Below are 14,082 nucleotides of genomic sequence, written 5' to 3' on the forward strand. Positions count from 1 at the left end.
ACGTTAATCTCTCTAGAGAAGTGCCAAGTTGTTAATGATCAAAACGAAATCGGCAATTATCTCTGGCGAATTTTCTGGATTTAAAATTGGGACATGAACAAAAATACACTTAATTGACAGTTGGAACTGGTGTAAATAGTCCAATACTTTATAATAAAGTCCCTCGCAGACAAACTTACCACAGTCGTAGCTGATCTCAACTGCTGCTGTTTGGACTAATAATTTTTCGAGATCAACGCTGGTTTGGAAAATATTTTCAGGGGAATTTATAGACTCTTGAGGCAAGATGTCGAGAGAATTTGGAGATTTTACAGGCAAGATGCCTGTACCACGGGCAAGGACTTCTACGCTTAATTGGGAACGAGTTTCCGCCATGCCACAACAAATAATGTAGTCTGGTTGGAGTTCATTGATTTTGGCAATGACGCGGGAACTTGCCAGTTGCACGTCTACAGGTAAACGGGGCAAAAAATTTAAATCATGGGGGAGTGAAGCCATTTTGGCTAGTGCGAGTAACAAGTCATCGGATGAATTTGACTCTTGTTGGCTTAACCAAATGTCAAAAGAAGTTAATAGTATTTTTTTTTGCATTATAAATAATAATTAGAATTAGAATAATTAAAAGCCCTCCCTCATAAATTTACAAGGAGCAGCTAAATGGCAGTGATTGCAGTTGTTGATTACGATATGGGAAATTTGCACTCTGTTTGCAAAGGATTAGAAAAAGCTGGGGCGACTCCTCTGGTTACTTATTGTTCTCAAGAGTTGGCAAAAGCAGATGCTATAGTTTTACCAGGAGTGGGAGCATTTGATCCGGCGGTACAACATTTGCGATCGCGTGGTTTGGAACAACCGATTAAAGATGCGATCGCCTCTGGTAAACCGTTCCTGGGTATTTGTTTAGGATTACAAATTTTGTTTGAATCCAGTGCCGAAGGAACTTTACCAGGATTAGGAATTGTGCCAGGAAAAGTCCGCCGGTTTCGTTCTGAACCGGGGGTGACGATTCCCCACATGGGTTGGAATCAACTCCAACTCAACCAGCCAAAAAACCTTTTATGGGAACATTTACCTATAGATCCTTGGGTTTATTTTGTGCATTCTTACTATGTTGAACCGACAAATCCCCAAGTGCAGGCTGCGACTGTGACTCATGGTGATCAAAGTTTTACAGCAGCGATCGCTCATGAAAATCTCATGGCTGTCCAATTCCATCCTGAAAAATCATCAAATGTGGGATTGCAAATTCTATCTAATTTTGTGGCTCAAGTCCGTGAAAAAGTTTTTGCTTAACAAAAGTTTGCAATATTTTCAGGTGTTTATTTACTCAAAGTTGAATATCTAATGATCAATTAAGTAATGAGTCTAAGAATTTACGGGAATCGTCTGCTTAAAACTTTACCAGGTGAACATACCAGACCTACCAGTGCGCGAGTCCGGGAAGCATTGTTTAATATTTGGCAGGGGAGAATCAGTGGTTGTCGCTGGTTAGATTTGTGCGCCGGTAGTGGTTCTATGGGTGCGGAGGCTTTGTGCAGAGAAGCCAGTGTCGTGATTGGCATTGAACAATCAAGTCAAGCCTGTGCCATCATCCAAGAAAATTGGCAACAGGTAGCCAAACCAGAACAGAAATTTCAGCTATTACGGGGAAATATTACTCAACAGTTAAAAAAATTATCAGGTCAAAAATTTGACAGAATATATTTTGACCCACCTTATACTAGTGGATTATATGAATCAGTATTACAAGCGATCGCTCAATATCAGCTTTTAGATTCCCAGGGAGAAATAGCAGTCGAACATCGTTACCAAGATTGGACACCACTAACCATCCCCAACTGGGAAATCTGTCGTCAAAAAAGCTATGGTAAAACCGCTTTGACATTTTATCAAGAAAGAATTCAGGAGTCAGGAGTTGCAGAAGTTCAGAATCAATAGACTAATTAACCACCCAGAACTAATAACGTAGCGTGGCGTAAGCCATAGTTCCGGGCTAATACCCAAAGTCCACTTTAGCAGTCTTCTTTAGAAGACTTCTGTTATTAGCCTCAGAATGAATTCTGAGGCGGGTGTTAGGACTGAGGCAAGAGGTCTATGGTAAAGGCAATACTCCTCACTCCCAACTCATCAATCAATATCAGCCGCCCAATTCGGTGGGACGTTTGTATTGTCTATAAGCAGCGTAAAATAAACCGCTTAAAGTCACAAAAACTAAACCAAGCACAATACCTGATAGTAGGGGTTCAACCACTGTAAAGCTCCTTGTTGCAATTATTGAAAGATTTGATTCCTGTTTTTCATTTTACCAAATTTTGCATTAATCCCGCGTTCCATAGTAGCTTTAAATTTGACACTCCCCGGTCCAAAGACGCGGGAATTCTATAGAGAGTTTCAGTCTATATCTCTCAGTTATCCCAGCTTCAGGCAGGGTTCCTTCAATATTTGGGTTCTTGCCCTGATTCTGTTTACCATTACTGGCAGAATCATCTCTGACAAGCGTAACTTTCCGAGAGTCCCCCGGTAGGTTTTTAATGTCTTTGCTTACAATCTGATTGTATCACGAATATAGATTAAAATATAAATACTAGATAAAAATTATCATTTGTACTTGCGAACACCATCAAGAAATTTTAAGCTATGTGTAGGAAATGAAAACTTGCACATTGTCAAAGCAAACCTTTTGGATAACCAGCTAATCAAACCTGAAACCCTCATTCAACAGATCGTTATCTTCATCGTAGCGATACTGATAGCCCTCCCATTGATCCTGTTTGGGATTGAGATCGTCAAAGCCTCCGATCCTTATGTTAAAAGTGTTCTATCCCGTCAAGGCAACCCAGTCCAGGGGAAAGCTATTTTTCAAATCAACTGTGCTGGCTGTCATGGTTTAGACGCAACCGGACTAGTTGGTCCAAGTTTACGTGAAATCTCCAAATATAAATCCCGCTATGGACTAATTCATCAAGTAACTAGTGGGGAAACTCCCCCCATGCCAAAATTCCAGCCCAGTATCCAAGAAATGGCAGACCTTTTAAGCTATCTAGAAAGTCTATGAATAAGTAGGTTGGCGTTGAAAATTGTCGTCATAGCAAGGCAAGAGGCAAGAGGCAAGAGGCAAGAGTAAAGAAGTTTTCAGCGATTTTACGTTTCTTTACACAGTTTGGTTTTATTGTGTTCACCTACTTAGTTGTGCATAATTACGGGAGAAAGAAGAAGGAGTACAATTCTAGAGATTGCTATATTCTTGGATGTCCAGACGTTTGATTAAAAGTTTTTATAAGATTTTTCATATAAAAAACCATTTCTCAACGCAAAAGTAAATTGAGAACTTTATGCCAAATTTAGTTAAAAGTAAATCCCACCGCCGACTAAAACGCCAACTACTTATGGTGATGCTGGTGATTTTTGCTTGGAGTGTGGCTATAGGCTGGATATTGGGATTCGCCACTAGCGCCCACAGTGCAAACCCGGTGGACTCAATTGGGACTGTTGATGTCATACCAGCACAATATCAACCAGGACAAGAACTGTATTTAGAAAACTGCTCATCTTGTCACATCGCATTACCACCTGCTGTATTTCCTAGCCAAACTTGGAAAAATCTTTTACAGGACTCCCAGCACTATGGCGCACAAATTAAGCCCTTAGATAAGGTTTCACATTTCTTGGTATCAAAATATCTTTACACTTTTTCCCGTGTACAACTACAAGAGGAAGCAACACCCTATCGTCTCAAGGACTCTCGTTATTTTAAGGCTTTGCATCCCAGTGTGAAATTACCCAAACCTGTAACTATGAGTAGTTGTGTAAGTTGTCATATTGGGGCTGATAAGTATAATTTCCGCAGCCTCAGTGCAGAATGGGAGTAGAGTTAGGGGGCAGGGAGAAATAATTTAATGACAACTGACAACTGACTAATGACAACTGACGACTGACTAATGAAGCAGTTTAAATATTAAGATATTAATTGAAATCTATGATTGTATAAAGGCGACAGGTTTGCTTTCATTCGGTTTTTGAGTAAATTCTCATTTTACACCCATCCATAAGCAAAAGGGCTGGGTTACATTAAGTGTCTATAATCGAATAACCAAAGCTTTAATCTCCATTCCTCTTGATTTAATTCTATAAACTGCCATGCTAAAACTTTTGTTGGGCGATCCCAACGCTCGTAAACTTAAAAAATACCAACCTTACATTACAGAAATTAACCTCTTAGAGGAAGATATTAAGCCGCTATCTGATGAACAGTTAAAAGCTAAAACCGTCGAGTTTAAACAACGGTTGGCTAAAGGCGAAACTCTAGATGATATTTTACCGGAAGCCTTTGCTGTGGTTCGGGAATCGGGGCGGCGTGTCTTAGGATTGCGACATTTTGATGTGCAATTACAGGGTGGGATAATTCTGCATACCGGACAAATTGCCGAAATGAAAACTGGTGAGGGGAAAACTTTGGTAGCGACTTTACCAAGTTATTTAAATGCCCTGACTGGTAAGGGCGCCCACGTAATTACTGTGAATGATTACCTGGCGCGTCGGGACGCGGAATGGATGGGTCAGGTACACAGGTTTTTGGGGTTAAGTGTGGGGCTAATTCAGTCCACTATGACCCCCAGCGAGCGCCAAAAAAATTATGCGTGTGATATTACCTATGTCACCAATAGCGAGATTGGCTTTGATTATCTCCGGGATAATATGGCTACATCTATGGCTGAGGTGGTGCAACGTCCGTTTAATTTCTGTGTGATTGACGAGGTAGACTCGATTTTAGTTGATGAGGCGCGAACTCCATTAATTATTTCTGGTCAGGTGGAAAGACCGACAGAAAAATACCTCCAAGCGGCGGAAATTGCTTTTAGTCTCAAAAAAGATGAGCATTACGAAGTTAATGAAAAGGATCGTAACGTTCTCTTGACAGATGAGGGTTTTGCTGAATCGGAAAATCAGTTGGGTGTGACAGATTTATTTGACCCGGAAGACCCTTGGGCGCATTTTATGTTTAATGCGATTAAAGCTAAGGAATTGTTTCTCAAGGATGTAAATTATATTGTCCGCAATGATGAAGTGGTGATTGTGGATGAGTTTACAGGTCGGGTATTACCGGGCAGACGGTGGAGTGATGGGTTGCATCAGGCAATTGAAGCGAAGGAACACGTAGAAATTCAGCCAGAAACCCAAACTTTGGCGACAATTACCTATCAAAACTTATTTTTGCTGTATCCCAAGTTGGGGGGAATGACGGGAACGGCGAAAACGGAAGAGGTAGAATTTGAAAAGATTTACAAACGAGAAGTCACGATTATTCCCACTAACCGGATTAGAAGACGGGAAGACTTGTCTGATATGGTGTTTAAGACTGAACCAGGGAAGTGGAGAGCGATCGCTAAAGAATGTGCTGAAATGCACGAAAATGGTAGACCTGTGTTAGTGGGGACAACCAGTGTCGAAAAATCCGAACTTCTCAGCCGACTCCTCAAGGAAATAGATATTCCCCATGAGTTGCTTAACGCTAGACCAGAAAATGTGGAACGGGAAGCGGAAATTATTGCCCAAGCTGGACGCAGTGGGGCTGTAACTATCGCTACCAACATGGCAGGACGGGGTACAGATATTATCCTGGGTGGTAATTCCGAGTATATGGCGCGGTTGAAACTACGGGAATACTTTATGCCCCGCATTGTCAGCCCTGAAGATGATGAATTTGGCGTACAAAGGGCTTCGGGACTACCTATGGGTGGTAGCGGTGGTGGACAAGGCTTTGTTCCTGGTAAAAAGGTGAAAACTTGGCGGGCTTCTCCAGAAATTTTTCCCACTCAATTAACCAAGGAAACAGAACAGCTTTTAAAAGCGGCTGTAGAGGTGGCTGTTAAGGCTTACGGTGAACGGAGTTTACCGGAGTTGGAAGCAGAAGATAAGGTGGCTGTGGCGGCGGAAAAAGCCCCGACAGATGATGTGGTAATTCAGAAGTTGCGGGAAGCTTACCAGCAGGTTAAGCATGAATATGAAGAATTTACTGTCCGCGAACATGATCAAGTGGTGGAACGTGGCGGTTTGCACGTTATTGGAACAGAACGTCACGAATCAAGACGGATTGACAATCAATTACGCGGACGGGCGGGAAGACAAGGCGACCCAGGAACTACCAGATTTTTCCTCAGTTTAGAGGATAACCTATTACGAATCTTTGGGGGCGATCGCGTTGCCGGCTTGATGAATGCGTTTCAAGTGGAAGAAGATATGCCCATTGAGTCGGGAATGTTAACCCGCAGCTTAGAGGGCGCACAGAAAAAGGTCGAAACTTATTACTACGACATCCGTAAACAGGTGTTTGAGTATGACGAGGTGATGAATAACCAACGTCGGGCGATCTATGCGGAACGTCGCCGGGTATTGGAAGGTCAAGACTTGAAGGAACAGGTGGTTAAATACGCGGAAAAAACGATGGATGACATTGTTGATTATTACATCAACCCTGATTTACCTTCGGAAGAATGGGAATTGGATAAGTTGGTGGATAAGGTGAAGGAGTTTGTTTACCTGTTGGCTGATATGCAGTCTAGCCAATTGGAGGATATGGTGGTGGTGGAAATTAAGGCTTTCCTCCATGAACAGGCGCGAATTGCCTATGATATGAAGGAATCGCAAATTGACCAAATTCAACCAGGTTTAATGCGTCAAGCGGAACGGTTCTTTATTCTCCAACGCATAGATACTTTATGGCGGGAGCATCTGCAACAAATGGATGCTTTGCGTGAGTCGGTTGGCTTGCGTGGTTATGGGCAAAAAGACCCGCTGATTGAGTATAAGAGTGAGGGTTATGAGTTGTTCTTGGATATGATGGTGAATATCCGCCGTGATGTGGTTTATTCTCTGTTTATGTTCCAGCCTCAAGCGCAGCAAACTGCTGAGATGGTTTAAGGTAATATTTTCACGCGGAGACGCAGAGAGTTTTTTCTGCGTCTTTGTTTTAGGGACTTCCAAGAAATAAATTATCCTGATTAACGAACCACGGAGGCGCAGAGGACACAGAGGAATAAGGGTTTTGAGATATTTTTGCGTTAGGTGGTTTATCGGTTGTCAAGAGATTGCTTCCTTTCACTCGCAATTTTATCACTAAGTAGGTTGGCGTTGAAAATTGTCGTTATGGCAAGGCAAAAGGCAAGAGGCAAGAGGCAAGAGTGAAGAGGGTTTAGGCGATTTTACATTTCTTTACACAGTTTGGTTTTATTGTGTTCACCTACTTACCAAATTTTACTCATATTCAACACAAACCTCGGTAAAATAGGATCACAACTCACAGTATCAGGATTTTCTAAACACTCTTCTACTTGTCCAGGACGATAAATATAAACTCGGCGATTTTTGCGGTCAATTAATAAACCTAATTGGATTCCTGGTTCTTGTATATATTCCTGCATTTTATCCTTTAAAGGCTGCAAGTTATCAGAAGCAGACCTTAATTCAATCACAAAATCAGGACAAATAGGTGCAAACTTCTCTTGTTGTGCAGGTGTAAGTTGATTCCATCTTTCTAACTTTACCCAAGCAGCATCAGGAGAACGTTTCGCACCTGTAGACAGTGTAAATCCTGTACTAGAAGAAAATGCTATTCCTGTACCATCTTCATCTGTCCAATTCATTAATTGTTGGATAATTCTACCTTCTCGATTTCCTGTTTCTGAACCTGCGGGTGACATGATTGATATATCTCCAAATCTATTTTTCTCAATCCGTAAATCACGGTTTAGTTGACAAAATTCAAAAAATTGATCATCTGTCATTGATGAAGGCATTTGTAACATTAAGGGAGATGAAAGCATAATAATTTCCTTCCGTTTATTTAGTTTACCAAATTTTATTCATATCCAAAACAAATCCTGATAAAACAGATTCACAACTCACAGTATCAGGATTTTCTAAACATTCCTCTATTTCTCCAGGATGATAAATATAAACTCGGCGATTTTTACGGTCAATTAATAAACCTAATTGGATTCCTGGTTCTTGCATATATTCCTGCATTTTATCCTTTAAAGGCCGCAAATTATCAGAAGCTGACCTTAATTCAATCACAAAATCAGGACAAATAGGTGCAAACTTCTTTTGTTGTGCAGGTGTAAGTTGATTCCATCTTTCTAATTTTATCCAGGAAGCATCAGGAGAACGTATTGCACCTGTGGAAAGTGTAAATCCCGCACTAGAAGAAAAGCCAATTCCTGTACCATTTTCATCTGACCAAATTGCTCACTGTCCAATAATATGAAATTCTCGATTTCCCGTTTCTGAATCAACAGGTGGCATAATTAATATATTTCCGAATTCATTCCTCTCAATGCGTAAATCACGGTTTTCTTGACAGAAATCAAAAAATTGATCATCTGTCATTTGCACTGATGAGGGAAAATGTAATATCAAAGGTGATGAAATCATAATTATTTCCTCCATCTGAAATTAAAATCAATTTTACCACAAGCCGTTGCTGAAATTAGTTAATATATAGTTACCAACGGTTGAGCAATTAAAAGCAGAATTAAACGCAGATTTCGTGGAAATTCCCTATAGAATATAAGATACAGGAATTAAACAAAGGGTAAATATGCGATTACTACATACAATGCTGCGGGTAGGTAATTTAGAAGAGTCCTTAACATTTTACTGTGATGTATTGGGAATGAAGTTACTCCGCCGGAAAGATTATCCAGCGGGAGAATTTACCCTGGCTTTTGTCGGTTATGGAGAAGAAAGTGATCATTCAGTTTTAGAACTCACCCACAACTGGGGCGTAGAAAAGTATGATTTAGGTAGCGCCTATGGTCATATCGCTTTGGGTGTGCATGATATTTACGCTACCTGTGAGACTATTGGAAAACTGGGTGGTAAAGTAGTCCGAGAACCAGGACCTATGAAACATGGTTCAACAGTAATTGCTTTTGTGGAAGACCCAGATGGTTATAAAGTTGAATTGATTCAGTTAAAAACTCCAGAATGATTTAGGGTAGAGGGTAAGAAGAGAACTTCTTTACCCATTACCCAAATCCCTCCTAAACTTAAATTACAAGTCTAAAATCTAAAATTTTACAAATGCAGCCTACAGATCCTGATAAATTTACTGATACAGCCTGGGAAGCGGTAACAAAATCCCAAGACGTGGTTCGTGCTTATAAACAACAACAATTAGAAGTTGAACATTTAATTCTCGCCCTTTTAGAAGAACCCACAAGCCTAGCTACAGCCATTCTCACCCGTGCAGAAGTTGATTCTGTGCGATTCAAACAACAACTAGAGGCTTTTACCCAACGTCAACCCAAAGTTGGTAAAAGTGATCAACTTTACCTGGGGCGGAATTTAGATTTACTTTTAGATAAAGCTAATGAAATTAGAGCCAAAATGAGAGAGGAGGAAATCTCAGAAGGGCATATAATTCTAGCGTTTGGTAATGATGAACGTGTTGGTAGACGGTTATTTAAAAGCTTAAATATAGATATTGCTCAAGTAGAACTTGGGGTTAAATCTGTTCGCGCTACTCCCAAAATCAAAGCATCTCCAAAAGCAGAAGCAGATGTACAAGAGGAAGCTTTAAAAAGATTTGGACGAGATTTAACGGAACAAGCTAAAGCAGGAAAATTAGATCCAGTTATTGGTAGAGATGATGAAATTCGCCGGGTAATTCAGGTTTTATCTCGTCGTAGCAAAAATAACCCTGTGTTAATTGGTGAGCCGGGAGTTGGCAAAACTGCGATCGCTGAAGCTTTAGCCCAAAGAATGGTGAATGGTGACGTTCCTGAGTCTTTAAAGAATCGCCAATTGATTTCCTTGGATATCGGTAGTTTGATTGCAGGAGCAAAATACAGAGGTGAATTTGAAGACCGTTTAAAGAATGTCCTCCGTGAGGTTACGGAATCAAACGGGCAAGTAGTTTTATTTATTGATGAACTACATACCGTTGTCGGGGCTGGTTCTAATCAACAAGGGTCAATGGATGCCGGAAATTTGCTTAAACCTATGTTGGCGCGGGGCGAGTTGCGTTGTATTGGTGCAACTACCTTAGATGAATATCGCAAATTTATTGAAAAAGATGCAGCATTAGAAAGAAGATTTCAACAAGTATATGTAGATCAACCGACAGTAGAAAATACAATTTCGATTTTGCGAGGTTTAAAAGAACGTTATGAAGTGCATCATAATGTTAAAATTTCCGATTCCGCTTTAGTTGCTGCTGCAACTTTATCAGCGCGTTATATTGCCGATAGATTTCTACCAGACAAAGCTATTGACTTAGTTGATGAAGCCGCAGCGAAATTAAAAATGGAGATTACATCCAAACCGGCGGAATTAGAAACCATTGACCGGCGCTTAATGCAGCTAGAAATGGAAAAGCTGTCATTATCTGGAGAAGAACAGAGTATTTCTCCAACTAGAGAACGATTAGAACGAATTGAACAAGAAATTGCCAGTTTAACAGTTAAACAGCAAATATTTAATGAACAATGGCAAGGGGAAAAGCAGATTTTAGAATCTATCAGCGGGTTAAAGAAAGAAGAAGATGCCATGCGGGTGCAAATTGAACAAGCAGAACGAGACTATGATTTAAACAAAGCCGCTCAATTGAAGTACGGTAAGTTAGAAGGTGTGCAACGAGAACGAGAAGTTAAAGAAGCGAAACTTTTAGAAATGCAAACTCAAGGTTCGACTTTGTTGCGCGAACAAGTCACCGAAGCCGATATTGCCGAAATTGTCGCTAAATGGACAGGAATCCCTGTAAATCGGCTTTTGGAATCAGAACGGCAAAAATTACTGCAATTAGAAAGTCATTTGCATGAACGGGTAATTGGTCAAGAAGAAGCCGTTTCCGCCGTCTCTGCGGCGATTCGTCGCGCCCGTGCGGGGATGAAAGACCCCTCTCGTCCCATCGGTTCATTCTTGTTTATGGGACCAACTGGAGTGGGTAAAACCGAACTCGCCCGCGCCTTAGCTCAATTTCTCTTTGATTCGGATGATGCTTTAGTGCGTTTGGATATGTCCGAATATATGGAAAAACACTCAGTTTCCCGCCTAGTGGGTGCGCCTCCTGGATATGTGGGTTATGAAGAAGGGGGACAACTTTCCGAAGCGATTCGCAGACATCCTTATTCTGTGGTGCTGTTAGATGAAGTAGAAAAAGCCCATCCCGATGTATTTAATATTTTGTTGCAGGTATTGGATGATGGTAGAGTTACTGATTCCCAAGGACGGGCTGTAGATTTTCGGAATACTGTCATAGTCATGACTAGCAACATTGGTAGTGAACATATTTTGGATGTATCTGGGGATGATTCCAAGTATGATTTAATGCGTAATAAGGTGATGGAAGGTTTGCGAAGTCACTTCCGTCCCGAATTTCTCAACCGCATAGATGACTTAATTCTATTCCACGCTCTTAATCGTTCAGAAATGGGGCATATTATCCGTATTCAACTTAAACGGGTGGAAAATCTGCTCAAAGAACAAAAAATCTCTTTTGAAATATCCCAGTCCGCTTGTGATCATCTTGTGGAAGCTGGTTATGACCCAGTTTATGGCGCACGTCCATTAAAACGTTCAATTCAGCGCGAGGTAGAAAATCCTCTGGCTACGAAGTTACTGGAAAATACTTTTGTTTCTGGTGATACTATCATCATTGATAAGGCTGAAACTGGGTTAAGTTTTAGTAAAAAACTTTAAGCATTTTCATTAGTAAATAGGGGGCTTTCTATGGAATTGATTTCTTCTTTAGGGATTACAAGTTCGCAATATCTTTCCAAGGAAAGATTTATTAGTTATCATCATCAGTCGCGGTTATTGTTTTCCTTGGGTAGTCAAGTTAAAAATGTTCTAGAAATTGGTATTTTTAATTCTTTGTTTACAGAAATACTCCGACAAAATAACTATAACGTAACTACGGCGGATATTGATCCTAGTCTCAAACCAGATATAATCTTGGATTTGACGGCGGACTTTATACTACCAAAAGATAAGTTTGATGCAATTGTTCTGTTTCAGGTATTAGAACATTTTCCTTATGAAAAATCTGAATTAGCATTGCAAAAACTCGCCGCAATTACTAAGAAATATTTGGTGATTTCGATTCCCAATGCTACTGAATATCTATCATTGCAAATCAAAACTTCTTTTCTACTTAAAGCCAGACATTTACTCTGGGAAATTCCCCAATTTTGGAGTACAACACCACTTTGTGATGAACATTATTGGGAATTGGGATTGAAAGGATATCCCAAAAAGCGGTTTTTGGAATCTGTTGCTAAAGCTGGTTTGATAGTGAGGGAAGAATATGTTGATCCTACTTTCCCATATCACTACTTTTTGATCTTAGAAAAAATATGAGTGCAGAATATGGGTTTTCAGATCATGAGAATATCCTACTCGGTTTTCTTTTTGGTGGGACGTTTACGTTCTGATTTCTTCTTGAAACCTACTGCTTGGGCTGCATCACTATCTGACCCAAATTGACCTTTTACTGCTTCTTTCATGGCTAAAACAGCATTATGGAACTCCCATTCTGCTTGTTTGGCTGCGTCTGCGGAGGCTTTAAATAATGCTTGTTTTTCGGTTTCTTCTTGTTGTCTTGTCACCATTTCTGCATAAGCTTTTTGTAATGCTTCCGGTGTGGCTGCTACACGAGCAGTGGTATAACCGGAGACGACTTTGAGTCCGTTGTAAGAATCTATGTCCTGCTGGAGGTTGCTAGGGGTGATGCGGCGGGTAGTATCTGGGGCTGGCATGATAACTTTGTTGTTAAAAATATTTGTATCAGTTTACTATACAATGTTTATTTATAGCAATACGTTATTTAGATTTTTTATTTGAGTAGATTTGGATTGCTAAACAATGCTTGTGTATTGATATCTAATATTTTTGTTTTTTATGCAATGCTTAAAGAATAAATGACAATAGTTTAAAATCGCAATTTAATCTTTTTAGCATTGCTAACATTAAGTCATCAGCTATCTGTTTCTTGTGATTTCTGTTGCTTTAACCAGGTTTCTAAATCAGCAACTTGTGAAAAATCTAACAAAGCATCTGCTAAATTTTCCAGTTGTTCTATAGACAATGATTGAATTTGCTCGATTAATAATAATTTAATTTCACCAAATCGGCGATTTATTAGCCGTAAAACTAGACGTTCTTCTCCTTTTTGTTCTCCTTCTAGTCTAGCTTGTTCTTTATCTCGTTGATAAAATGGTGCTAATCGCATAATTAACTCCTTATCTTCTGGTTCTGAACTTTTATTGATCTGTAAAGTCTGTTGGAGGTTGTAAAGCAATTCTAACGTTGCTTGTTGAAACGGGTAATTAGTTGGTAATGTTTCTAATTCATCAATTGCTCTTTTTTGTACTGTTTCCCGTCCTAATAGTCTTAACCATAGGGTTTCGGGTGTACGTGGTAATTGATGAATGGCGACAATGGCTGTATTCAAGTAATCTGCTAAAAAGTAGATTCCTGCTGGCCAATTGGGGTTTTCTATGGCTCTAAAGCCCGATAATAGGGTTTGTGATGCTGTTGGTGTCAGAACCCATAGTTTAGGTGTTTCTATGGTAGCTATGGGGTTTTTATTCCGTTTTGCTTCTCGTTGTAATGCACCTCTCACTTCTAATGATTTTAACAAACAATCACAGATTTCTTCTTTGCTTGCTGGATTGCGAAAGGGTTCAAAGATAGCAGGTGTAGCTGCTAGTTTACCTAACAATCCTAATATCTCGATGTCGGCGGTTTGTGTGCTGACGGGGGAAAATAATACATCTATTTCCCTGATTTCTCCAGCTAAATGGCTGGGGGCTTCAACTTGTCCAAAGGGTTTTAGTAGTTCTTCTAAATAGTCTTTGGCGAATTGGTCATGGATAAAGCGGGTCACAGTTGGTTTTGTAAGAATATTTAAGATAGTTCTTCCTTATCAAGTTCAGGATAACATATTTTAAATGAGATGTCAATAGTTTTATTACCTTTTTTGGGCGATGCTTTTAAGGTGTTAGGAGTTAATGTTTTATTGGTTTGGCAAATAGATTTATTATTTTTTTCTCACGCAGAGACGCAGAGGCACGGAGAGTT

The 14,082-nt window shown here is 40.0% G+C and carries 13 protein-coding genes and 1 pseudogene; 8 read left to right on the forward strand and 6 right to left on the reverse strand.

The features are described 5' to 3' along the window. Positions 1-12 precede the first annotated feature (12 nt). Positions 13-591: a peptidase C15 gene (locus tag HEQ36_RS08050; protein WP_168635692.1), complete on the reverse strand. Its 579-nt coding sequence runs from the start codon at positions 589-591 to the stop codon at positions 13-15. Positions 592-657: 66 nt separating this feature from the next. Here HEQ36_RS08050 and hisH point away from each other — a divergent pair, with 66 nt between their 5' ends. Then, positions 658-1,293 carry an imidazole glycerol phosphate synthase subunit HisH gene (gene hisH, locus HEQ36_RS08055; protein ID WP_168635694.1) on the forward strand — a complete coding sequence of 212 codons (636 nt, stop codon included), beginning with the start codon at positions 658-660 and terminating at the stop codon, positions 1,291-1,293. A 66-nt stretch (positions 1,294-1,359) separates the two neighbouring features. Then, positions 1,360-1,938, forward strand: coding sequence for a 16S rRNA (guanine(966)-N(2))-methyltransferase RsmD (rsmD, locus tag HEQ36_RS08060; protein WP_168635695.1), 579 nt, complete (start codon positions 1,360-1,362; stop codon positions 1,936-1,938). 199 nt (positions 1,939-2,137) lie between these two features. Here the strand turns inward: rsmD and petG are convergent, their stop codons facing one another. Beyond that, complete coding sequence (petG, locus tag HEQ36_RS08065) at positions 2,138-2,251, reverse strand: cytochrome b6-f complex subunit V (protein WP_015078754.1); 114 nt, start codon at positions 2,249-2,251, stop codon at positions 2,138-2,140. A gap of 429 nt (positions 2,252-2,680) precedes the next feature. Between petG and HEQ36_RS08070 the strand changes: the two genes are divergently transcribed. The 3 genes from HEQ36_RS08070 to secA all read left to right on the forward strand — a co-directional run bounded on the left by HEQ36_RS08070 (position 2,681) and on the right by secA (position 6,918). Next, entirely contained in the window at positions 2,681-3,055 is a 375-nt protein-coding gene (locus HEQ36_RS08070) for a cytochrome c (RefSeq protein WP_053541411.1), read from the forward strand. 277 nt (positions 3,056-3,332) lie between these two features. Beyond that, positions 3,333-3,869 carry a cytochrome c gene (locus HEQ36_RS08075; RefSeq protein ID WP_053541090.1) on the forward strand — a complete coding sequence of 179 codons (537 nt, stop codon included), beginning with the start codon at positions 3,333-3,335 and terminating at the stop codon, positions 3,867-3,869. 268 nt (positions 3,870-4,137) lie between these two features. Beyond that, on the forward strand, positions 4,138-6,918 hold the full coding sequence (secA, locus tag HEQ36_RS08080) for a preprotein translocase subunit SecA (protein WP_053541089.1): 2,781 nt from the start codon (positions 4,138-4,140) through the stop codon (positions 6,916-6,918). A gap of 323 nt (positions 6,919-7,241) precedes the next feature. Here secA and HEQ36_RS08085 read toward each other — a convergent pair whose 3' ends face one another. Both HEQ36_RS08085 and HEQ36_RS08090 read right to left on the reverse strand, forming a co-directional pair. Continuing rightward, the gene (locus HEQ36_RS08085) at positions 7,242-7,820 is read right to left on the reverse strand and encodes a Uma2 family endonuclease (RefSeq protein ID WP_039204374.1); all 579 of its coding nucleotides are present in this window, start codon (positions 7,818-7,820) and stop codon (positions 7,242-7,244) included. Between the two features lie 25 nt (positions 7,821-7,845). After that, positions 7,846-8,430, reverse strand: a pseudogene (locus HEQ36_RS08090) (Uma2 family endonuclease). A 166-nt stretch (positions 8,431-8,596) separates the two neighbouring features. Here HEQ36_RS08090 and gloA point away from each other — a divergent pair. The 3 genes from gloA (at position 8,597) to HEQ36_RS08105 (ending at position 12,360) form a co-directional block, all read left to right on the forward strand. Next, positions 8,597-8,989: a lactoylglutathione lyase gene (gene gloA / locus HEQ36_RS08095; RefSeq protein WP_027402811.1), complete on the forward strand. Its 393-nt coding sequence runs from the start codon at positions 8,597-8,599 to the stop codon at positions 8,987-8,989. 92 nt (positions 8,990-9,081) lie between these two features. After that, the gene (gene clpB / locus HEQ36_RS08100; protein WP_168635697.1) at positions 9,082-11,700 is read left to right on the forward strand and encodes an ATP-dependent chaperone ClpB; all 2,619 of its coding nucleotides are present in this window, start codon (positions 9,082-9,084) and stop codon (positions 11,698-11,700) included. Between the two features lie 30 nt (positions 11,701-11,730). Then, positions 11,731-12,360, forward strand: a complete 630-nt coding sequence (locus tag HEQ36_RS08105; protein ID WP_168635699.1) for a methyltransferase domain-containing protein — start codon at positions 11,731-11,733, stop codon at positions 12,358-12,360. 35 nt (positions 12,361-12,395) lie between these two features. On the opposite strand, the gene HEQ36_RS08110 is transcribed toward HEQ36_RS08105, so the two are convergent. Together HEQ36_RS08110 and HEQ36_RS08115 are read right to left on the reverse strand one after the other, a co-directional pair. After that, on the reverse strand, positions 12,396-12,758 hold the full coding sequence (locus tag HEQ36_RS08110; protein ID WP_168635700.1) for a hypothetical protein: 363 nt from the start codon (positions 12,756-12,758) through the stop codon (positions 12,396-12,398). Between the two features lie 218 nt (positions 12,759-12,976). Then, positions 12,977-13,888, reverse strand: a complete 912-nt coding sequence (locus HEQ36_RS08115; protein WP_168635702.1) for a DUF4351 domain-containing protein — start codon at positions 13,886-13,888, stop codon at positions 12,977-12,979. Positions 13,889-14,082: the final 194 nt, after the last annotated feature.

Source organism: Anabaena sp. 54, from assembly GCF_017355725.1.
In the GTDB taxonomy this organism is placed as follows: Bacteria; Cyanobacteriota; Cyanobacteriia; order Cyanobacteriales; family Nostocaceae; genus Dolichospermum; species Dolichospermum heterosporum.

Excerpts from the sequence above, each read along its gene's own strand:
- gloA (WP_027402811.1), top strand. The coding sequence starts at position 8,597 with ATGCGATTACTACATACAATGCTGCGGGTAGGTAATTTAGAAGAGTCC.
- HEQ36_RS08110 (WP_168635700.1), bottom strand. The coding sequence starts at position 12,758 with ATGCCAGCCCCAGATACTACCCGCCGCATCACCCCTAGCAACCTCCAG.
- clpB (WP_168635697.1), top strand. The coding sequence starts at position 9,082 with ATGCAGCCTACAGATCCTGATAAATTTACTGATACAGCCTGGGAAGCG.
- HEQ36_RS08105 (WP_168635699.1), top strand. The coding sequence starts at position 11,731 with ATGGAATTGATTTCTTCTTTAGGGATTACAAGTTCGCAATATCTTTCC.
- HEQ36_RS08085 (WP_039204374.1), bottom strand. The coding sequence starts at position 7,820 with ATGCTTTCATCTCCCTTAATGTTACAAATGCCTTCATCAATGACAGAT.
- HEQ36_RS08050 (WP_168635692.1), bottom strand. The coding sequence starts at position 591 with ATGCAAAAAAAAATACTATTAACTTCTTTTGACATTTGGTTAAGCCAA.
- hisH (WP_168635694.1), top strand. The coding sequence starts at position 658 with ATGGCAGTGATTGCAGTTGTTGATTACGATATGGGAAATTTGCACTCT.
- rsmD (WP_168635695.1), top strand. The coding sequence starts at position 1,360 with ATGAGTCTAAGAATTTACGGGAATCGTCTGCTTAAAACTTTACCAGGT.
- HEQ36_RS08075 (WP_053541090.1), top strand. The coding sequence starts at position 3,333 with ATGCCAAATTTAGTTAAAAGTAAATCCCACCGCCGACTAAAACGCCAA.
- secA (WP_053541089.1), top strand. The coding sequence starts at position 4,138 with ATGCTAAAACTTTTGTTGGGCGATCCCAACGCTCGTAAACTTAAAAAA.